Annotated in this window: 17 protein-coding genes; 8 read left to right on the top strand and 9 right to left on the bottom strand. The window is 74.6% G+C overall.

Going from position 1 to position 19,587, the window contains the following annotated elements; all coding sequences use genetic code 11:
• Positions 1 to 12: 12 nt before the first annotated feature.
• The 3 genes from ACGIF2_RS05805 to ACGIF2_RS05795 all read right to left on the bottom strand — a co-directional run bounded on the left by ACGIF2_RS05805 (position 13) and on the right by ACGIF2_RS05795 (position 3,898).
• Positions 13 to 1,380: a glycoside hydrolase family 10 protein gene (locus tag ACGIF2_RS05805; RefSeq protein WP_396044765.1), complete on the bottom strand. Its 1,368-nt coding sequence runs from the start codon at positions 1,378 to 1,380 to the stop codon at positions 13 to 15.
• A gap of 84 nt (positions 1,381 to 1,464) precedes the next feature.
• Positions 1,465 to 2,754 (bottom strand): NYN domain-containing protein, encoded by a 1,290-nt coding sequence (locus ACGIF2_RS05800; protein WP_396044469.1) that lies wholly within the window; start codon positions 2,752 to 2,754, stop codon positions 1,465 to 1,467.
• A 109-nt stretch (positions 2,755 to 2,863) separates the two neighbouring features.
• A complete protein-coding gene (locus tag ACGIF2_RS05795) occupies positions 2,864 to 3,898 on the bottom strand; it encodes a putative F420-0 ABC transporter substrate-binding protein (RefSeq protein ID WP_396044467.1) in 1,035 nt (344 codons plus the stop codon).
• A 239-nt stretch (positions 3,899 to 4,137) separates the two neighbouring features.
• On the opposite strand from ACGIF2_RS05795, the gene cofD reads away from it, so the two are divergent.
• Both cofD and cofC read left to right on the top strand, forming a co-directional pair.
• The gene (gene cofD / locus ACGIF2_RS05790; RefSeq protein WP_396044465.1) at positions 4,138 to 5,103 is read left to right on the top strand and encodes a 2-phospho-L-lactate transferase; all 966 of its coding nucleotides are present in this window, start codon (positions 4,138 to 4,140) and stop codon (positions 5,101 to 5,103) included.
• A complete protein-coding gene (gene cofC, locus ACGIF2_RS05785; protein ID WP_396044463.1) occupies positions 5,100 to 5,840 on the top strand; it encodes a 2-phospho-L-lactate guanylyltransferase in 741 nt (246 codons plus the stop codon). Before cofD ends, cofC begins: the two co-directional genes overlap by 4 nt.
• A gap of 9 nt (positions 5,841 to 5,849) precedes the next feature.
• Here the strand turns inward: cofC and ACGIF2_RS05780 are convergent, their stop codons facing one another.
• Together ACGIF2_RS05780 and ACGIF2_RS05775 are read right to left on the bottom strand one after the other, a co-directional pair.
• Positions 5,850 to 7,268 carry an ATP-binding protein gene (locus ACGIF2_RS05780; protein ID WP_396044461.1) on the bottom strand — a complete coding sequence of 473 codons (1,419 nt, stop codon included), beginning with the start codon at positions 7,266 to 7,268 and terminating at the stop codon, positions 5,850 to 5,852.
• Positions 7,265 to 8,935, bottom strand: a complete 1,671-nt coding sequence (locus tag ACGIF2_RS05775; RefSeq protein WP_396044459.1) for an FAD-dependent oxidoreductase — start codon at positions 8,933 to 8,935, stop codon at positions 7,265 to 7,267. Before ACGIF2_RS05775 ends, ACGIF2_RS05780 begins: the two co-directional genes overlap by 4 nt.
• A 222-nt stretch (positions 8,936 to 9,157) precedes the next feature.
• On the opposite strand from ACGIF2_RS05775, the gene ACGIF2_RS05770 reads away from it, so the two are divergent.
• Positions 9,158 to 10,405: a flavin-containing monooxygenase gene (locus tag ACGIF2_RS05770; RefSeq protein ID WP_396044457.1), complete on the top strand. Its 1,248-nt coding sequence runs from the start codon at positions 9,158 to 9,160 to the stop codon at positions 10,403 to 10,405.
• Positions 10,406 to 10,463: 58 nt separating this feature from the next.
• On the opposite strand, the gene ACGIF2_RS05765 is transcribed toward ACGIF2_RS05770, so the two are convergent.
• Positions 10,464 to 10,856 (bottom strand): HNH endonuclease, encoded by a 393-nt coding sequence (locus ACGIF2_RS05765; RefSeq protein WP_396044455.1) that lies wholly within the window; start codon positions 10,854 to 10,856, stop codon positions 10,464 to 10,466.
• Between the two features lie 17 nt (positions 10,857 to 10,873).
• Positions 10,874 to 11,377: a MarR family winged helix-turn-helix transcriptional regulator gene (locus tag ACGIF2_RS05760; RefSeq protein WP_396044453.1), complete on the bottom strand. Its 504-nt coding sequence runs from the start codon at positions 11,375 to 11,377 to the stop codon at positions 10,874 to 10,876.
• Between the two features lie 93 nt (positions 11,378 to 11,470).
• Here ACGIF2_RS05760 and ACGIF2_RS05755 point away from each other — a divergent pair, with 93 nt between their 5' ends.
• Positions 11,471 to 12,382: an LLM class flavin-dependent oxidoreductase gene (locus tag ACGIF2_RS05755; protein WP_396044451.1), complete on the top strand. Its 912-nt coding sequence runs from the start codon at positions 11,471 to 11,473 to the stop codon at positions 12,380 to 12,382.
• A 1-nt stretch (position 12,383) separates the two neighbouring features.
• Positions 12,384 to 14,678: an LLM class flavin-dependent oxidoreductase gene (locus tag ACGIF2_RS05750; RefSeq protein WP_396044449.1), complete on the top strand. Its 2,295-nt coding sequence runs from the start codon at positions 12,384 to 12,386 to the stop codon at positions 14,676 to 14,678.
• Positions 14,679 to 14,719: 41 nt separating this feature from the next.
• Here ACGIF2_RS05750 and ACGIF2_RS05745 read toward each other — a convergent pair whose 3' ends face one another.
• Positions 14,720 to 15,961 (bottom strand): beta-ketoacyl-[acyl-carrier-protein] synthase family protein, encoded by a 1,242-nt coding sequence (locus tag ACGIF2_RS05745; protein WP_396044447.1) that lies wholly within the window; start codon positions 15,959 to 15,961, stop codon positions 14,720 to 14,722.
• Positions 15,954 to 17,615: a class I adenylate-forming enzyme family protein gene (locus tag ACGIF2_RS05740; RefSeq protein ID WP_396044445.1), complete on the bottom strand. Its 1,662-nt coding sequence runs from the start codon at positions 17,613 to 17,615 to the stop codon at positions 15,954 to 15,956. Before ACGIF2_RS05740 ends, ACGIF2_RS05745 begins: the two co-directional genes overlap by 8 nt.
• A gap of 108 nt (positions 17,616 to 17,723) precedes the next feature.
• Here ACGIF2_RS05740 and ACGIF2_RS05735 point away from each other — a divergent pair, with 108 nt between their 5' ends.
• The 3 genes from ACGIF2_RS05735 to ACGIF2_RS05725 all read left to right on the top strand — a co-directional run bounded on the left by ACGIF2_RS05735 (position 17,724) and on the right by ACGIF2_RS05725 (position 19,537).
• Complete coding sequence (locus tag ACGIF2_RS05735; RefSeq protein ID WP_396044443.1) at positions 17,724 to 18,386, top strand: alpha/beta fold hydrolase; 663 nt, start codon at positions 17,724 to 17,726, stop codon at positions 18,384 to 18,386.
• Between the two features lie 22 nt (positions 18,387 to 18,408).
• Positions 18,409 to 19,023: an NUDIX domain-containing protein gene (locus ACGIF2_RS05730; protein WP_396044441.1), complete on the top strand. Its 615-nt coding sequence runs from the start codon at positions 18,409 to 18,411 to the stop codon at positions 19,021 to 19,023.
• 70 nt (positions 19,024 to 19,093) lie between these two features.
• Positions 19,094 to 19,537, top strand: coding sequence for a hypothetical protein (locus ACGIF2_RS05725; RefSeq protein WP_396044440.1), 444 nt, complete (start codon positions 19,094 to 19,096; stop codon positions 19,535 to 19,537).
• Positions 19,538 to 19,587 lie beyond the last annotated feature (50 nt).

Here is a 19,587-nt window from a genome sequence, read left to right as displayed (position 1 = left end):
GTCCGGGGTCGGTCAGCCCTGGTCGGCGCTCGCCTTCCACGGCATCGCGGGCACGGCGGCGTCCTCGGCGAACACGCCGGACCGGAGCGCGCTCGTCAGGGCAGCCCGCTCGCTGCGCTGGAGGGCGACGTCACCGCCGCTGTCGGCGGCCGCGCGCGTCGCGTTCGCGTAGCTGTACCCGTTCCAGCCGTCGACGCCCGACGCGAGGGCCCGCTGGGCCTGCGCCACCGACTGCGCGACGTCGTTGAGGTAGAGCCCGGGGCCCGCGACGACCTGCCGTCCGGCCCGGTACTCGACGGCCGCGGCGTTCCACTCGTCGAAGCGGCGGGCCTGGTCGGCGCTCGATTCCTCCTTGTAGTTCATCGTCATGACGGTGTCCACGATGCCCTCGCTCAGCCAGCCCTTCCAGTCCTGCAGCACGCCGCGGTAGGGGCGCGTGGCCTCCCAGCCGCCGAGGGTCTGCGGTCCGTCGCCGTTCGTCACGGCGTTGACGCTGAGCCGGTCGCCCGCGTCGACGTCGTTCATCGCGTCGTACACGCTGCGGACCAGGTTCGTGACCTGCGCCCGACGCCAGTCGCTGAACTGCTGGTCGGACGGTGCGGGCACGTCGGTGCGTCCCGTCTCGGCGGCGAACCGCGCGAGCGACGTCTCGGAGTAGCCCCAGTCGTTCACGTAGTCCCCGGTGCTGTGGTCGGGGTAGCGGATGTAGTCGAGGTTGACGCCGTCGACGTCGTAGTGCTCGACGATCGAGCGCACGCCCGCGGTCACGTAGTCGACCACTGCCGGGTTCGCCGGGTCCGCATACGTCATGGTGCCGACCTGCTCGGTGCCGTCGGACCGCTTGTTGAGCCAGCGGTCGGCGCCCGACGCCGAGAAGCCGTGCGTGTTGTAGACGTGGTCGGGCGACGTGGGCGCGGTGCTGCTGGACCACAGCGTGGTGCTGTTGACCCACGCGTGGACCTCGAGCCCCGCGGCGTGCGCCTGGTCCACGACCTCCTCGAGCGGGTCGTACCCGGGCTCGACGAAGTCGCTGCGGGGGTACGCGGCGTCGTCGCAGAAGCAGTCGAACCACCGCGCGACCTGCACCACGAGAGCGTTCGCCCCCACCGCGCGGGCGTCGGCGACCACCTGGGACACCTCGTCAGGGCTGAAGATGCCCTCGTTGAAGCTGTCGACCCAGTAGCCGCGCCACTGCTCGGTGGTCGGGGTCGTCGTCGGGGTCGCGTCGGCCGTGGTGGACGGGGTCTGCGTGGCGGACGTCACGCCGGGTCCGGCGCTCGCCGAGCCCCTCCCGGCGCCCGTGGTGATCACCACCGCGAACATCAGGACCAGGGCCGCAAAGGTCGCGGTCCAGGTCAGGAACCGTCGTCGTCGTGTCATCGTGCTCACCGCCCTCCCCTTGGTCGCCCACCATGGTGCGAAACCTTGCGGGGGTGTTTCCAGGGGGTGGCGCGGTGACCTCGCTCACGCGTCGAGCAGGCCGCCTCCGACCCACGCGCGGATCGCCGCGACGTCCCCGGGGCTGAGCTCCATGCGTGCCCCGCGGCACAGCCCGACGACGTTGGCGGCCCACGCCTCGGCGAGGTCGCGTGCGCTCGTGCCCGGCTCGAGCGTGAGCCCGGAGAACAGCACGCCCGAGATGACGTAGTTGACCGTCGATCGTCCGACGAGCGCCCCCTCGGCGCGGCACACGTCCCGCACGCGCCGCGACGTCTCGGCTCGCTCGAACGGGTGGGTCGCGAGATCGGCGGCCAGCGCGGTCAGCACCACGCGGTACTGCTTGGCGCTCAGGCCCGGGGTGTCGGTGACCGCCACGACCTGGCGCTGGAGCGCGCTCGGGTCCACGTCGGCCACCGCGCCCGGCAGGTCCGCCTCGCCGAAGCGCTTCGGGTCCCACACGAAGCCGGGGGCCGGGCGCGAGGCGGCCGACACCTCGGGCACGTGCTGAGCCAGCCACGCGAAGAAGCTGCCGGTGCCCTCCCAGCGGGTGGTGGACAGCGTCGGGTCGGCCTTCTGGGCGAGCTGCGCGACGGTGCCGGCGAGCATCGGACGGTCCGCGGCGCGCACGCTGCGCAGCGCGGCCCGGCGGCCCGGCGAGCTGGACTCCGGCACGACGACGGGCTCGGCCACGACCGCAGGCGCGGTGCGCCCGCGGCTCACCTCGGGGGCGGCCACGACCTCGGCGACGGTGGCCGTCTCGACCGCGGGCATCACCATCTCGGCCAGGTCGTCGGCGGTGACCACCGCGTCGGCCACGGCCCGGTAGGCGGCGGCGGCCGGACCCGCGGTGATGATGGTCACGCGCCGGTCGTCCGCCCGGCACCGCAGCGCGAGCGGCGTGAAGTCGGCGTCCGCGGAGACGATGACGAACTCCTCGTACCGCGTCGTGGCCATGAGCGCGTCGACCGCGTCGAGCACCAGGTTGATGTCGGCGCTCGACTTGCCCTGCTGGGTCAGCGACGGGCAGTCGACCACCTGGAAGCCGGCCCGCGTGAAGTTGGGGCGGAACTGCGAGAAGGCCGAGGGGTTGAGGTAGCACGCGCGGACCAGGAACCTCCGGGTGAACTCGCCCTCCGAGTCCGTGCCCTGCTCGAGCTCGCTGAGCCAGTGCGCGGGGTTGTTGGCGAACGCGTCGGCCGCCGCCGGGTCGAGGCGGCGCAGCCCGATGTACACGTTGTCGAAGTCCACGAACAGGGCGCACCGGAAGCTGCGGACGGGCTCGGGTCGGTCGGCGACGATCGTTGTGGCAGTCACCCCCACATCTTGGTCGATGTGGATGTGTGGTGGGTGACGGCGCGGCCGTACCGACCCGATGTGCTCCGGGGGGCCGCCGTCAGGCTGCCGTGCCGTGGACCGCGCGGGGTCAGCCGTCGAGCCCCAGGGCGGCAAGCTGGTCGGCCAGGTCCTGCGCGGCGGCGACGTTCCGCACCCCGGCCTCGGTCGCCGCGAACGGGACGGTGAGGTACCGGTGCTCACGGACCGCGGTCAGGGTCGCGGTCGCCGGGTTCGCCTCGAGCTGGGCGATCTTGCTCGCGGCTGTGTTCCACGTCGCGTCGACCAGCACGATCACGTCGGGGTCGGCCGCGACGACCTGCTCCCAGCCGAACGACGTCCAGGTGTCGTGGACGTCACCGGCCACGTTGGTCAGGCCCACGGCGTCCATGATCATCTGCGGTGCGCCGATCCCCGCGCCCACGTACGGGGTGTCCGAGCCCGACGAGTACCACAGCGCCGTGCGGCCGTTCGGGTCGGGGGTCACGGCGGCGAGGGCATCGCGCTGCTCGGCGACCAGATCGGCGGCCTCGTCGGGCACGCCGAAGAGCTCCCCGGCCTCGGTGATCTCGGCGAACACGCCGTCGAAGGTCAGCGGGTCGGGCCGGTGGTCGGCGTCCTTGCACGCCGAGGGCGACACGTAGCTCAGCACGCCGAACCCTTCGAGCGTGTCGCGCCGGCCCGCGGTCTCGTCGGCGAAGTTGCTCTCCCAGCCCGCGTAGACCAGGTCGGGCTCGCTCGCGAGCACGGCCTCCTGCCCGGGAGCACCGTCCGAGAGGACCTCGACGTCGTCGGCCGCGTCGGCGTACGCCGGCGGGACGGGTCCGTCGAGGAAGGACGCGCCCACGACACGGTCGCCCAGGCCGAGGGCGAGCATCATCTCGAACGTGCTCGACTTGATCGTCACGACCCGCTGAGGAGGGCTCTCGACGGTCACGGCGAACCCGCAGTTGTCGAACGTGACCGGCCACGTGACCGCGTCGGTCGCGGTCGGCGCGGCGCTCGTGGCGGCGGCGGGGGCGTCGTCACCCGGCGTCGCCGTGCACCCCGCGAGCAGCGCGGCCGCCACGAGGGCGGGCACGAGCACGGCGCGGGTACGGGATCGGGTGGGACGGGGCGCGGGCATGCGAGACCTCCGGCAGGGTCGGACGAGGGGGACGACGCGCATCCTGCGTCGGGACCTGCCCTCCAGTGCGGAGCCAGCTCGCGGGGCCAGTGGCGGCCCCGGGTCCACTGCGTGCAATCTATGCCGAGCGCGCGCGGTGCGTCGAGCGCGGTCCGCGGTCCGCCGCGCGCGGTGCGAGGATGCACGGCAGACCCTGCCGACCATCGCGTCGGCGTCGGCTGCGGCGAGAGAAGGACCCGGTGACCGGATCACAGGACCAGCACGTGCCCGGAGCGTCGCCCACCGTGACCGTGCTCGCGGGCGGCGTCGGCGGCGCCAAGCTCGCGCAGGGGCTCGCGCGGTGCGTCGAGGACCTCACGGTCGTCGTCAACACCGCCGACGACGTCGAGCTCTACGGGCTCGCGATCAGCCCGGACCTCGACACCGTCATGTACACCCTGGCCGGGGTCGCGAACCCCGCGACCGGGTGGGGCGTGATCGACGAGACGTACGAGGCGCTCGGGGCCATGCAGCGGCTCGGTGAGCCGACGTGGTTCACGCTCGGCGACCGCGACCTCGCGACGCACGTGCTGCGCACCGACCGGCTGCGCCAGGGGCGTCCGCTGTCCGCGGTGACGGCAGAGCTCGCCGCAGCGCTGGGTGTGCGCGCCCGGCTGCTGCCCATGACGGACGACCGCGTCGCGACGATCGTCGAGACCCCCGCCGGGACGCTCGGCTTCCAGGAGTACTTCGTGGCGCGACGCCACCAGGACGAGGTCGTGGGGCTCACGTTCGACGGCATCGACGCGGCGCGCCCCGCGCCGGGGGTGCTGGCCGCGCTCGCGGACGCCGACGTCGTCGTCCTCGCACCGTCCAACCCGTTCGTCAGCATCGGCCCGGTGCTCGCCGTGCCCGGGGTGCGTGCCGCGCTCGCGGGCACCCGCGCCCGGCGCGTGGGCGTGAGCCCGATCGTGGCGGGCGACGCGCTCAAGGGGCCCGCCGCGGACATGCTGCGGGGGCTCGGGCACGAGGTCTCGGCGCTCGGTGTCGCGCGCCTCTACCAGGGCCTGCTCGACGTGCTGTGCATCGACGAGCAGGACCGCGAGCTCGCCGCCCCCATCGAGGACCTGGGCATCGAGGTGCTGGTGACGCAGGCCGTGATGCAGGGGCCCGAGGACCGTGAACGCCTCGCGCGCGAGCTGCTCGTGGCGGCCGGCGCCGCGTGAGCGTGCACGACGACGCGGGCGGTCACCCGGACGCCGCACCGGCCGGGAGCCCCGTCACGGCCGTCGTGCCGCTGCGGGACGGGCACTCGGGCAAGAGCCGGCTCGCGGCCACCCTGGGCCCGCGCGACCGGGGGCTGCTGGTCGCGGAGCTCGCCCGGCACGTGGTCACGACGCTGCTCGCCGTCGCGGAGGTCGCCCAGGTGGTCGTCGTGACCGAGGACCCGGGCTTCGTCTCCCGCACCCTGGGGCCGGCGGGGCCCCGGCTGCGGGTCGTCACCCAGCCGGCCGACCGGCCCGGGCTGAACGCGGCCGTCGACGTGGGCCGCGAGGTCGCGGCGGCCGGACCTGCCCGACGCGTGCTCGTGGTGCACGCCGACCTCCCCGCGCTGGGCGCCGCAGACGTCCGCGCCCTGCTCGCGAGCCCGGCACCCGTGGTGCTCGCCCCCGACCGGCGCGCATCGGGCACCAACGCCGTGGTCCTGGACGCGCCGGCGGCGGGGTTCCGGACCCGGTTCGGGACCGACAGCTTCGCCGCGCACCGCCGCGAGGCCGACCGGCTCGGGCTGGACGTCGCGGTCGTCACCCGGCCCGGGACAGCGGTCGACCTGGACGTGATCGACGACTGGTCGGTGCTGGCCGCCGACGTGCGCGAGCGCGTGGCGCGCGCCGTGCCGGTGACCGCCACGCTCGGCGGCGCCCGTGGTGCACACGGCGCACCGGGCGACGGCGGCGGCTGAGGGACGCGGTCAGCCCGCCGCGACCTCGAGCGGGAGCCGGACGCGCATCGTCGTGCCCGCGGGTGACGAGTCGACCTCGATGCTGCCGCCGTGGCGCCGCTCGACGATCCGCCGGGCGTTGTCGAGCCCCAGCCCGCTGCCCGCGCCCGCGGCCTTGGTCGTGAAGAACGCGTCGAAGACGTGGGGGAGCACGCCGGGGTCGATGCCCGGCCCGTCGTCGGCGATCTCGACCACGGCCTGCTCGCCGTCGCGGCGCGTGCGGACCGTGATCGTGCCGTGGCCGCCGAGCGCCTGCTCGGCGTTGACCAGGAGGTTCGTCCACACCTGGTTGAGCTCGGCGGGGAAGACCGGCACGGGCGGCAGGCCGGGGTCGTAGTCGCGCTCGATCGCGAGGCCCGCGAGCTTGGCGCCCAGCATGACGATGGTGGAGTCGAGCCCGGGTCGCAGGTCGACCGGTGTCGGCGCGGCGCTGTCGCGGTGGGCGTACTGCTTGACCGCCGCGACGAGCGTCGAGATGCGGGACGCCGAGTCCTCGAGCTCCTCCATGAGCGCCTCGCTCTCGAGCGAGTACGCGAGCCACCGCAGCGGGGCCTCGGGCGACGACGGCTCGGTGACCTCCACCACCTCGTCGACCCACGACGGGTCGAGGCCCGCGGCGACGTAGATCGCGGCGAGGTCGTCGGCGCCCCCGACACCCAGGGCGTCGAGGTGCAGGGCGAGCTCGTCCTCGGCGTCGGAGCGCGCGAGCGGGCCCAGGTCGAGGTCCGTCTTCGAGGCCCGCTCGATCGCCCGGTCCTGCAGGTCGACCAGCTGGGCGATGGTCTCGGGCGGGATGCGCGCGTCCGCGACCGCCGCGAGCTTGTGGCGCATCCCGGCGACCCGCTCACGCAGCTGAGCGGTCGCACGCACGGCCGCCGACGCCGGGTTGTTGAGCTCGTGGGCCAGGTTCGCCGAGAGCCAGCCGAGCGACGCGAGGTGCTCGCGCTGGCGGATCTGCGCCTCGCTGTTGCGGATGCCCACGAACAGGCCGTCGAGCAGGTGCACCGCCATCGGGAACGTGGTGCGGACGAACTCCCCGAAGTCGGCGGCCGGGAGACGGAAGAAACGGCTCGGCGCGGTCGTCGTGATGCTGGTGGCGTACACCTGCTCGTCGCCGATGTACGCGCGCAGCGCGCCGCCGTACGAGCCGCGGTGGCTGGTCTCGTTGAGCAGCACGTCCTCGCCACCCATCTGCCGGGTCAGGCGCAGCGCGCCGTCGACCAGCACGTAGAAGCCGGCGGCCGGCTCGCCCTCCCGCACCACGACCGTGCCCGCGTCGTACGTGCGCAGCTCGCCGCGGGCGACCAGCCAGTCGAGCTGGTCGTCGGTCAGGGCCTCGAACAGGAACAGGCTGCGCAGCTCGTCCCGGTCGATGCGCGTGCTGCTCATCGGGTCTCCTGGAGGTGGCGGTGCACGAGGAAGACCGCCATGGCCCCCTCGCCGACGGCTGACGCGACGCGTTTGACCGACGCGGCCCGCACGTCGCCGGCGACGAACACCCCCGGCATGCTCGACTCGAGCAGGTACGGGTCACGCGTCAGCGGCCAGCCCGCGGGTGGGCGCCCCTCGGCGTCGAGCAGGTCGGGTCCGGTCACCACGAACCCCCGGGGGTCGCGCGCCAGCACCGCGCCGAGCCAGTCCGTGCGGGGGGCGGCGCCGATCAGCACGAAGAGCCACGACGCGGGGACCGTCTCGAGCGAGCCGTCGGTGCTGTCCCGCAGCACGATCTGCTCGAGGTGCTCGTCCCCGGCGGCGCCCACGACCTCGGTGCAGGTGCGCACCTCGATGCCGGGTTCGGCCTCGATCCGGTTCACCAGGTACTCGGACATCCCGGTGCGCAGGTCCGCCCCGCGCACGAGCACCACGACGCGGCGGGCGTAGCGCGTGAAGAACAGCGCCGCCTGCCCGGCCGAGTTCGCGCCGCCGACCACGTAGACGTCCTGGTCCTTGCAGTTGAGCGCCTCGTGCGCAGCCGCGCCGTAGTACAGCCCGCGGCCCGCGAAGGCGTCGACGGGCTCCTGCATGCGGGTGTAGCTCACGCCCGTGGCCAGCACGACCGCGAGCGCCGTCACCGCGCTGCCGTCGGCGAACCGCACGACCCGGCCCTCGCCGTGCTCCTCGATGCCCACGGCCTCGACCGCTGTGAGGATCTCGACGCCGAAGCGCAGGGCCTGGGCGCGGGCGCGCTGCGCGAGGTCGGCCCCCGAGAGTCCCGAGGGGAAGCCGAGGTAGTTCTCGATGCGGCTGCTCTGCCCGGCCTGCCCGCCCGTCGCGGTGCGCTCCACGAGCAGCGTGTTCAGGCCTTCGCTGCTCCCGTACACCGCGGAGCCGAGCCCGGCCGGGCCGCCGCCGATCACCACCAGGTCGTAGAACGGGTGCCCGGCGGTCGTGGACAGCCCCACCCGGTCCGCGAGCTCGGGCAGCGACGGCCGGACCAGGACCTCGCCGTCCGTCAGCAGGACCACGGGGAGCGACGCGGGGTCGGCGCTGCGCTGCGCGGCCTCGAGCAGCCGACCGCCCGCCTCGCTGCGCACGTCGAGGTGGCGGAACGGGACCGCGTTGCGGGCCAGGAACTCCTTGAGCGCCTGGGTGCGCAGCGACCACTGGTCGCCCAGCACCGTGATGCCCTCGAACGCGGGCCGGTTGTCGGACGCCCACTCGGCCAGCAGGTCGTCGAGCGCGGGGTAGAGCCGTTCCTCGGGCGGGTCCCACGGCTTGAGCAGGTATCGGTCGAGGTCGACGTCGTTGATCGCGCGGATCGCCGCGTCGGTGTCGGCGTAGGCGGTGAGCAGCACCCGGCGGGCCGAGGGGGCCACGTCCATGGCCTCCTCGAGGAACTCGACCCCGGACATGCCAGGCATCCGGTAGTCGGCCAGCAGCAGGGCGACCTGCTCGCCGCGCAGCGCGAGATCGCGCAGCGCCGCGAGCGCCGACGGGCCGTCGTCGGCGCGCACCACCCGATGGGTCTCGCCGTAGTGGCGTCGGAGGTCGCGCCCGAGCGCCCGGCCCACGGTGGGGTCGTCGTCGACCGAGAGCAGCACGGGGCGCGGGCTCACGGGCCGTCCTCGGGGTCAGGTCCGGTCCCGGGGTCCGGGCAGCGGTCGATCGTCGTCATGCGGTCCTCCGGCGGGGTGGCTCGCGGACACCTCGACTATCGCGCCCGTGCCGCCCGGTCGCCAGCCCTGGCCGGCCGGCGTCGGGCGGCGGGCGGAACAGGTGGGCGGCAGGCATGGACGGCGGCCGTGCGCCGGTGGGGTAATGGGGCGATGGTGCCCAGGGTGCACGTGCGTCGTCCGTCGCTCGACCCTGCGTCCGCCGAGCCGGTGATCGTGCTCGGCGCGGGACCCGGAGGGCTCGCGGTCGCGGCAGCCCTGGCCCGTCGGGGCGTGCGCGCGCTCGTGCTCGAACGCTCGGACGCCGTGGGTGCGTCGTGGCGGCGGCACTACGACCGGCTGCACCTGCACACCCCGCGCCGGTTGTCGGGGCTGCCGGGGATGGCGATCCCGCGCCGCTTCGGCCGGTGGGTCTCCCGGGACGACGTGGTGCGCTACCTCGAGGCGTACGCGGCGCGCCACCACCTGCGGGTGCGGACCGGGGTCGAGGTCACCCGGGTCGAACGGGGCCCGGCGGGCTGGGTGGTGCGCACCGCGGGGGGCGAGACCTTCACGGCCCGTGAGCTGGTGGTGGCCACGGGGTACAACCACACGCCCGTGCCGCCGCGCTGGCCCGGTGTCGACACCTTCACGGGTGAGCTGCTGCATGCGGCCGACTACCGCAACCCGGTGCCGTTCCGCGGGCGCGACGTGCTCGTGGTCGGCGTCGGGAACACCGGTGCCGAGATCGCCGTGGACCTGGTCGAGGGCGGCGCGGGACGCGTGCGTCTGGCGGTCCGCACCCCGCCGCACATCGTCCGGCGCAGCTCGGCGGGGTGGCCCGCCCAGCTCACCGGGATCCTGGTGCGGCGGCTGCCGGTGCCGGTCGTGGACCGCATCGCGCGTCTGCTCGCCCTGGTCGAGGTGCCCGACCTGGGGCGGTACGGGCTGCCGCGCCCGCGCACCGGCCTGTACTCGCGGGTCAAGGAAGGCTCGGTCCCGGTGCAGGACGTCGGGCTGATCGACGCGGTCCGGGCCGGGACGGTCGAGCCGGTCGCGGCGCTCGACGCCGTCGACGGGCCCGACGTGCTGCTGGCCGACGGCTCGCGGCTCACCCCTGACGTGGTCATCGCCGCGACGGGGTACCTGCGCGGGCTCGAGCCGATCGTGGGGCACCTGGGCGTGCTCGACGCGCGCGGCCTGCCCGTCGCGCACGGCCCGCGGACGCCGGTCGGCGCGCCGGGGCTGTACTTCACGGGCTACACGAACCCGATCAGCGGGATGTTCCGCGAGCTGCGGATCGACGCGGTGCGGATCGCCCGCGCGGTCGCCCGTCGGCGCGCCCGGGCGGGTGGTGCCCGTGGTGCCCGGGCAGGTGGTGCCCGGGTGGCGGTGGGGGATCCGGCCGTCCCCGTGGGCGGGCGTACGCGGTAGGTCGTGGGGAGGCGCCGGTGCGCCACGGGTCGGCGCGGTGCATCCGGCCGATGCCCGATCACTCAGGTGGCGCCCCCGCCGGTTCGGGGGCAGCGTCCGGGGCCGGGAACCGCTGTGCGAGCGCCGTGCGGATCTCGAGGTGACGCACGAGGAAGGCGCGTTCGTCGAGCCGTTTGCGTCGCAGCCAGCCGGTGACCTCGTCGTTGCACTTGCTGGCGTTGCACGAGCCGCAGGCCGGCGCGATGTTGTCCAGGGTGTACCGCCCGCCGCGGGACAGCGCCAGCACGCAGTCGCGCTGGAGGGGTCTGTCGGTCGCTCCGCAGTAGGCGCAGCCGCCCCACGCGTCCTTGAGGGCGGCCCACTGCTCGTCGCTGAGGTCGTGCTCGACACGGTCCATCCGGCGCTTGCGCTTGCGGGCGGCCCTGACCTTGCGACTCCGGATGACCGCCATCGGCCCAGGCTAGGCGCTCAGGCGACCGTTGCCGGGGAGGGTGGGGCGCCGGGCAGCGCGTGCGCGACCGCGTCGCACACGTCGACCGCGGGGTCGAGGTCCCGCACGCCGCAGGCCACGCGCCGCAGCAGCGTGCGGAACGTGTCGCGCTCGGCGGGGTCCAGGTCGGCCAGGAGGGCGTCCTCGGCGCGGCGGACCTCGCTCTCGAGGTCGGCGAGGTGCACGGCGCCGCGCGGGGTCGTCACGATCTTGCGGGCCCGGCGGTCGGCGGGGTTCTGCCGGCGCTCGACCAGGCCCGCGGCGACGAGGTCGTCGATGAGGTACGTCATCACGGTGCGGTCGATGCCGAGGTGCGCGGCCAGGGCCTGCTGGTTGGGCTGGTCGCCGTGCTCGACGGCGGCGAGCACCTGGTAGCCGCGGGTGCCGTGGGGGAGGTCGCCGAGCAGCCGGGCCACCGAGCACTGGTAGGCGCGCAGCAGCACGCCGAGGTGCCAGCCGAGGTCGTCCTGGGTGCTGCTCATGGTCGCGATCCTAGCCGCGGGTCCGTGGTTGCTCAACACTTCGGCCGAACATATGATCTGCTGGACAACGTATTTTGAAGGGTAGGCGCACGGATGCCGGACTACGGCCACGACCTCGTCCTCGGGTCGTTCATCACCCCGACCAACGCCGCACCGCAGCAGGTCGTCGCCCTGGCCCAGGCGTCCGAGCGATCAGGCCTCGACCTGGTCACCTTCCAGGACCACCCGTACCAGCCCGGCTTCCTCGACACCTGGACGCTGCTGTCCTACGTCGCGGCCCGCACCGAGCGGGTCGTCCTGGCCCCGAACGTGATCAACCTGCCGCTGCGCCCGCCCGCCGTCCTGGCCCGCGCCGCCGCGAGCCTCGACCTGCTCAGCGGGGGACGCCTCGAGCTCGGGCTCGGTGCCGGAGCCTTCTGGGACGCGATCGCCGCGATGGGCGCCCGCCGCCTGAGCCCCGGTCAGGCCGTCGACGCGCTCAGCGAGGCGATCGACGTGATCCGTGGCATCTGGGACACCGCGAGCACCACCCGGCTGCGGGTCGACGGCACGTACTACGCGCTCGACGGCGCGAAGCGCGGCCCGGCCCCGGCGCACGACATCGGCATCTGGCTCGGCGCCTACAAGCCCCGCATGCTGCGCCTGACCGGCGCGAAGGCCGACGGCTGGCTGCCGTCGCTGAGCTACATCAAGTCGCTGACCGATCTGAGCGACGCCAACGCGGTGATCGACCAGGCCGCGCACGACGCCGGGCGCGAGCCTGCGGCGATCCGCCGGCTGCTCAACGTCGGCGGGCAGTTCGGGCCGCCGAGCGACCGGCTCCTCGCCGGGCCCCCGCAGCAGTGGGTCGAGCAGCTCGCGGTGCTCACGCTCGAGCACGGCTTCAGCGGCTACATCCTCCAGGGCGACGACGCCACGCAGCTGGAGCGGTTCGGCCAGGAGGTCGCGCCCGCGCTGCGCGAGCTCGTCGCCGCCAAGCGCGGCACCGACGGGGCGGGGGACTGACGTGGACTACGGACACCCGCTCCAGCTCGGGACGCGTCTGCGCGGCGGTTCGATCACGCCCGAGATCGCCGTCTCCCGGGCCCTGCTGAGCGAGCAGCTGGGACTCGACCTCGTCACGTACGCGGACCACCCGGACCAGCCCGAACGTCTGGACGTGTGGACCCTGCTCAGCTGGGTCGGCGCCCGCACCGAGCGGGTGCACCTCGCCGCGACCGGGCTCGACGTCGCCGTGCGGCCGCCCGCGGTCGTGGCGCGCGCCGCCGCGAGCCTCGACCTGCTCACCGGTGGGCGCATCGCGCTCTCCCTGGGTGCGGGCCTGACCTCCGACGCGCCCCGCCGCTCCTTGGCGGCGCTCGGCGAGGCGGTCGACGTGGTGCGGGGGATCTGGGCCGCCGGCGAGCGCGAGCCGCTGCACGTCGACGGCACGGTGCACCGGGTCGACGGCGCCCAGCGCGGACCCGCCCCGGCGCACCGCATGCCGATCTGGCTCCCGGGGTCCGACCCCGCGATGCTGCGGCTCGTGGGGCGGCAGGCCGATGGCTGGCTCACGTCCCTCGACGAGCACACGTCCGACCACCCGGCACCCGGGCACCATGCGCTCGCGGGGCTCCGCGCGGCCCAGGCCGTGATCGACCAGGCCGCGACCGAGGCCGGCCGCGACCCACGCGAGATCCGTCGGCTCGTGACCGTCACCGGCCGGTTCGCCCGGACCCCGGGCGGCTTCCTCGTGGGACCCGGCGACCAGTGGGTCGAGGAGCTGCTCCCGCTCGTGCTGGACGAGGGCGTGGGGACGGTCCTGCTGGCCGACGACGACCCGCACGTCATCGAGCGGTTCGCCGCCGAGGTCGCGCCCGCGCTGCGCGAGGCCGTGACCCGCGAGCGCGCATCGGCCGGCACGGTCGAGCGGACTGTCCCGAGCATCTTCGTGCGGTCCCGCCGCCGCGAGGGCATCGACTACGACGCGGTGCCAGCCTCGCTCGCGGGCACCGCCGTCGAACCCGGCGACCCCGCGTACGCGAGCGTGCGCTCGACGTACCTGCGCGGCGGCTCACCGGGCCTCGTGCTGCGCCCGCGCACCTCGGCCGAGGTGGTCGAGGCCCTGGCGTTCGCCCGCACGCAGCCCGTGCCGATGGCGCTGCGCAGCGCTGGCCACGGCATCAGCGGCCGCTCGACCAACGACGGCGGCATCGTGCTCGACCTCGGGGCTCTCGACACCATCGAGGTGCTCGACGAGGCCACGCGCCGGGTGCGCATCGGTCCCGGCGCCCGGTGGGGCGACGTCGCCGCCGCGCTCGCGCCCTACGGCTGGGCGCTCAGCTCGGGCGACCACGGAGGCGTCGGGGTCGGCGGGCTCGCGACAGCGGGCGGCATCGGATGGTTCGCGCGCGAGCACGGCCTGACGATCGACCACCTGCGCGCCGTGGACATGGTGCTCGCCGACGGCAGCCAGGTCCGCGCGAGCGACACCGAGAACCCCGAGCTGTTCTGGGCCGTGCGGGGTGCCGGGGCCAACTTCGGCATCGTCACGGCGTTCGAGCTCGAGGCCGACGCGGTGGGTGACGTCGGGTTCGCGCAGCTCGCGTTCGACGCGAGCGACACCGCGGACTTCCTCGAACGGTGGGGCGCCTGGGTCGAGTCCGCGCCCCGGGACGTCACGAGCTTCCTGATCATGGGGCGCCCCCGTGCTCGTCAGCCCGTCGTGGCGCAGGTCCTGGCAACGGTCGACTCAGACGACCCGCAGACGGTGATCGACCGGCTCCAGCCCGTGGCGCAGATCGCGCCCCTGCTCGACCAGCGCGTGCAGATCCTGCCGTACCCCGCGGTCGTCGACCTGCCCCAGGGTCCGCACGACGGCCAGGGCGAGCCGGTGACCCGCTCGGCCCTCGTCGAGCACCTGACGCCCGAGCTGGCCAGGGCAGCGGCCGACCTCGTCGCGAGCGGCGCGGTGCACTTCTTCCAGATCCGCTCGGTCGGGGGAGCCGTCGCCGACGTCGCGCCCGACGCCACGGCGTACGCCCACCGCAGCGCGAACTTCTCGCTGATCGCGTTCGGATCGAACCGCGCACGCCTCGACGCGCTGTGGGACGCGATGCAGCCGCACTTCACCGGCCTGTACCTGAGCTTCGAGACCGACCCGCGCCCCGAGCGGCTGCTCGACGCCTACCCGCCGGCCACGCTCGCCCGGCTGCGCGCGCTCAAGTCCCGGATCGACCCCGAGAACGTGTTCCGCGACAACTTCAACATCACCCCCGATCCCGACCTCGAGCCCGACCCCGCGGCGGTGCCGGTGGCCTGAGGGGCGACGGCCCGAGGCGTGGCGGTGGCAGGGGCTGCCCGTCACACGGGCCCGAAGGCCAGCACGCAGTTCTGGCCGCCGAAGCCGAACGCGTTGGTCACCGCGTACCGCACCGGCATCTCGCGCGCGGTGCCGGGCACGTAGTCGAGGTCGCACGCCGGGTCGGGGGTCGTGTAGTTGATCGTGGGCGGCACGACGCCCTCGACGATCGACATCGCGCACAGCAGCGACGCGAGGGTCCCCGCGGCCCCGATGAGGTGGCCGGTCATGGACTTGGGCGCGGTGACCGCGAGCGCGTCCGCGTGGGCCCCGAAGACCTGCCGGAGGGCCATGGTCTCGGTGCGGTCGTTGGCCTGGGTCGAGGTGCCGTGCGCGCACACCAGGTCCACGTCGGCCGGGTCCAGGCGGGAGCGTTCGAGCGTCTGGCTGATGGCCCGTGCCGCGTACCGGCCCGTGGGGTCGGGGGCCACGACGTGGAACGCGTCGGAGGTCATCGCCCCGCCCAGCACCTCGGCGTAGACCCGCGCGCCGCGCGCCCGGGCCCGGGACAGCCGTTCCATCACGCAGACCACGGCCCCCTCGGAGAACACGAAGCCGTCGCGTTCGGCGTCGAACGGCCGGCTCGCCTCCTGCGGGGAGTCGTTGCTGCGCGAGAGCCCGCGCATCGCGGTCAGGCCCGCGAACATCACCGACGTGATCGCCGCGTCGGTGCCGCCCGCGACCACGACCTCGGCGTCCCCCGCGAGCAGCGTGCGGCGGGCCTCGAGCAGCGCGTGCGTGCCGCTCGCGCACGCCAGGGCGCTCGCGTTGACGGGCCCGTGCACCCCCAGGTCGATCGCCACCTCGCAGGCCGCCATGTTGGTGAGCGAGGACGCGACGAAGCTCGGGTGCACCGCACGGACCCCGCCGCGCTCGTAGGCCTCGGTCGACGCCTGGATCTCGGGGAAGCCCGAGACCGCGCTGTTGAGCACGACAGCGGCGTCGAGCCCTTCGAGGTCGGTGCCCAGGCCCGCGTCCGCGACGGCTTCACGCGCGGCCACGACAGCGAGCTGGGACGCGCGCGAGGACCGGTTGATGCGTTTGACGGGCAGGAAGTCGGCCGGGTCGAAGCCCCGCACCTCGCCCGCGATCCGGGTCGGCAGGTCCGACGCGTCGAAGGCCGTGATCTTGTCGATGCCGCTGCGCCCCGCCACCAGACCGGACCACGTCGCGCTCCAGGTCAGGCCCAGCGGGGTCACGGCGCCCATCCCGGTCAGGACGACGCGCTCGTGGTCCTCAGGCACGCGGGACCGCCCCGGTCGTGGCGACGGGCGTCTCGAGCAGCCCCGCGGCGTCGTCGTGGGCCGCCAGCTCCGCGACCCGGAAGTGCATCTTCTTGCCCGTGGCCGTGAGCGGCACCGCCTCGACGAACCGGTAGGAGCGGGGACGCTTGAAGTTCGCGAGGCCGTCGTGCGCCCGGCAGAACGCGTCGAGGTCGTCGGCCGTGAGGTCCTGGTCACGGCGTACCACGTACGCGACGAGGCGCTGTCCCCAGTGCGCGTCGGGCACCCCCACCACCACGGCGTCGAGCACGCCCGGGTGCTCGGCCAGCACCGCCTCGACCTGGACGGGGTGCACGTTCTCCCCGCCCGAGATCACCATGTCGTCCTTGCGCCCCAGGATCGTCACGTAGCCGTCCGCGTCCCACGTGGCCATGTCGCCCGGGTAGAGCCAGCCGTGGTGGAACTTCTCCTCGTCGGCGCTGGTGAGGTTGACGTAGCCGTAGCCCGACTTGGGGGACCGCATGATCACCTCGCCGGCCTCGGTGCCGTCGCGCGCCACCAGGTCGTCGGGCGAGGCCAGGCGGTCCTCGTAGACCCGGACCACTGCGACGTCGTCGTCGGTGCACGCCCGCCCCGCCGTCCCGGCCCGCTCGGGCAGGTCCTCGGGGCGCAGGAACGTGTTCCAGAACGCCTCGGTGGTGCCGTACCCGTTGAACAGGCGCGGCGTGAGGACCTGCTGGTAGCGCAGCGCGGCGGCCCGGTCGAGCGGCGCCCCCATCGTCACGATGCCGCGGAGGGTGGCGAGGTCGCGCGGTGCGCGCTCCTGCTCGGCGGCGAGCATCGCGAGCGTGACCGGGGCGCCGATCAGGAACGTCAGGCCGTGGGCGGCGACCCAGTCGAGCACGGTGGCGGCGTCGAAGCTGCGCAGCGGCACGACGCCCGCACCGACGTAGAACGCGGGGGTGGGGCCACCCGAGTGCAGGCCCCCCCGGTGGAACCACGGCGTCATGTTGAGCGTGCGGTCGTCCGGGGTGAGGGGGAAGTGCATGATCACGTCGTGCGCGCTCAGCACCTCGACGAGCGACGGCAGCGCCACGCCCTTGGGCATGCCCGTGGTGCCCGAGGTGTACAGCCGGGTGGTCTCCTCGAACGTCGAGAAGTCGTCCGGCAGCGGGGGCAGCTCGCCCGCTGACTGCCCCACGGCCTCCTCGAAGCTCTGCGCGCCGCTGCGTCCTGGTCCCACCACGAGCACGGTCGGGACCGCGGTGGCGAGCTCGAGTGCGGTCTCGGCCGCGGGTGCGCACTCCGCGTCGACCACGAGCACGACCGGCGTGCTGTCGTCGAGCACGTGAGCCGTCTCGGCCGGGGCCAGGCGGTAGTTGATCGGCACGCTGATCGCGCCGAGCCGCTGGGTGGCCAGGTACAGCAGCGCGAACTCGACCCCGTTGTACAGCTGGAACACCACCCGGTCGCCGCGCCCCACGCCGCGCTCGGCGAGCGCCCGCGCCGTCCGGTCGACCTGCTCGCCGAGCTGCGCGTACGTCCAGTCCTGGCCCGAGGGCGGGTCGCTCAGCGCCACACGGTTCGCGTACCGCTGCACGTTGCGCCGGAACCCCGCGACGTACGTGAGCTCGTGCTCGAGGTACGTCCTGAACCGGGTCGGGTCATAGCTCATGCGGCACGTCCTTCCAGGTCTGCGCGGTGCCGGCCGGCCGGGCCGCGGCACCCTCGGGGGCCAGTGTGTCCTGGTATGGGAGTATCTGGCTACGTCTGGAGGTGGCGCATGGGAGCGTTCGTGCTCGTCCCGGGGGCCGGGGGAGACGCCTGGTACTGGCACCGGGTCGTGCCGCTGCTGCGGGCGGCCGGGCACGACGCGCTCGCGGTCGACCTGCCGGGCGACGACCCCGCGGCCACGCTGCCCGAGTACGCGCGCCTCGTCCGGGACGCGATCGGCGACCGGACCGGCGTGGTGCTCGTGGCGCAGTCGCTCGGCGGCTTCACCGCGCCGCTCGTCGCCGCCCACGGCGCCGTGCGGGCCGTCGTGCTCGTCAACGCGATGGTGCCCGTCCCGGGGGAGACCCCGGGCGAGTGGTGGGAGGCCACCGGCTGGGCCGATGCGCAGGCCAGGGCCGCGGCGGACGGCGGCTACCCGCACGGGCTCGACCCCGAGGTGGTGTTCCTGCACGACGTGCCGCCCGAGGTCCTGGCGACCGGGGGCGAACCCCGTGGCGAGGCGGACGCCGTGTTCGGCTCGGTGTGCGACTTCACCGCGTGGGGCGCCCCGGTCCACGTCCTGGCCGGCGCCGACGACCGGTTCTTCCCGCTCGGGTTCCAGCGAGCCGTGGCCCGCGACCGGCTCGGCCTGCCCGTCGAGGTGCTGCCCGGCGGGCACCTGGTCGCGCTCGCCCGGCCCGACGAGCTCGTGGGGCGGCTGCTGCAGGTCTGAGCCCGCTCGTTAGGCTGGCCCGATGACGGACGTGACGGACCCGCCGACGCACGCGACGCACGCGACGCTCGCCCAGGACGCCGAGGACCGGCTGCTCGTCTGGCTCCCCGCCGACCCGGCGCAGCGGGCGCTCGCGGACGAGTACGTGGCGTTCGTGCGCGCCGCGGGTGCGGCGGCGGTGGCCCGCGACGGCGGGCCCGAGCACCTCACGGCGAGCTGCTTCGTGCTCACCCCGGACCTCACGCACGTGCTGCTCTGCTACCACCGCAAGGGGCAGTTCTGGGTGCAGCTCGGTGGTCACGTCGAGGCCACCGACGTGTCGATGGCAGCCGCCGCGTACCGGGAGGCGCGCGAGGAGGGTGGCATCGTCGCCCTGCACACCCCCGATCCGCTGCCCGTCGACGTCGACCGGCACGGGCTGAGCGGCAGCTTCGGTGCGTGCCGGACGCACTGGGACGTGGGCTTCGTGGCGTTCGCCGACGAGGCCGCCGTGCCGGTGACCAGCGCCGAGAGCGAGGACGTCGCGTGGTTCGCGGTCGACGCCCTGCCCGGGCGCACGCCGCCCGGCTTCGGTGACCGCCTCGCGACGGTGCTGGCCGAGCTCTTACACCGGCGGGCCGCACCGGCCGCCACCTGACCGGTGTCCCGGAGGTGCTGCCGCTGTTCGGCCCTGTCGGCGGGGTGGGGCGGGGGCCTACCCTCGCCGGGTGAGACGGACCAGTCGACCGCCCGCGACATCACGGGTCGACCTCGTGGGGCGCCTGCTGTTCCGGTGGCGCCTGGTCGTGGTCGCGGCACCGCGTACCGCGCAGACCGACGCGTTCTGGGTGCCCGGCTCCGGGGTCGAGGTGCCGGGAGACCTGCCGTCGGACGAGGTCACGGACAGGCTGGCGCCCGGGGACACGGTCAAGCTGGTCTTCGAGCGGCGCTGGCCGATCCGCACCGAGCGGATGTGGGTCCGCCTCGAGGAGGTCGACGGCGAGCACCTCGTCGGTCGGCTCGACAACGTTCCGTTCTACCTGCGGCGACCTCGTTACGGCGACCGGGTGGTCCTCACGCGCGAGCACGTCCTCGAGGTGGACCCGGGTCCCACGGCGGGTGGCCGGAACGACCAGGGCGGCGCCGGTGGCGACGTCGCGCAGGCCGGGTGAGCGAGGCCGCGCGGGACGGGTGGACGGCCCGGCGCCGTGGCACGATGCGG

This window comes from Cellulomonas sp. P22, assembly GCF_044392165.1.
The sequence above is the reverse complement of the archived record's forward strand: the minus strand, read 5'-3'. Positions and strand labels throughout refer to the sequence as shown.

Excerpts from the sequence above, each read along its gene's own strand:
- ACGIF2_RS05805 (WP_396044765.1), bottom strand. The coding sequence starts at position 1,380 with ATGACACGACGACGACGGTTCCTGACCTGGACCGCGACCTTTGCGGCC.
- ACGIF2_RS05740 (WP_396044445.1), bottom strand. The coding sequence starts at position 17,615 with ATGAGCTATGACCCGACCCGGTTCAGGACGTACCTCGAGCACGAGCTC.
- ACGIF2_RS05765 (WP_396044455.1), bottom strand. The coding sequence starts at position 10,856 with ATGGCGGTCATCCGGAGTCGCAAGGTCAGGGCCGCCCGCAAGCGCAAG.
- ACGIF2_RS05795 (WP_396044467.1), bottom strand. The coding sequence starts at position 3,898 with ATGCCCGCGCCCCGTCCCACCCGATCCCGTACCCGCGCCGTGCTCGTG.
- ACGIF2_RS05735 (WP_396044443.1), top strand. The coding sequence starts at position 17,724 with ATGGGAGCGTTCGTGCTCGTCCCGGGGGCCGGGGGAGACGCCTGGTAC.
- ACGIF2_RS05760 (WP_396044453.1), bottom strand. The coding sequence starts at position 11,377 with ATGAGCAGCACCCAGGACGACCTCGGCTGGCACCTCGGCGTGCTGCTG.
- ACGIF2_RS05755 (WP_396044451.1), top strand. The coding sequence starts at position 11,471 with ATGCCGGACTACGGCCACGACCTCGTCCTCGGGTCGTTCATCACCCCG.
- ACGIF2_RS05780 (WP_396044461.1), bottom strand. The coding sequence starts at position 7,268 with ATGAGCAGCACGCGCATCGACCGGGACGAGCTGCGCAGCCTGTTCCTG.
- ACGIF2_RS05730 (WP_396044441.1), top strand. The coding sequence starts at position 18,409 with ATGACGGACGTGACGGACCCGCCGACGCACGCGACGCACGCGACGCTC.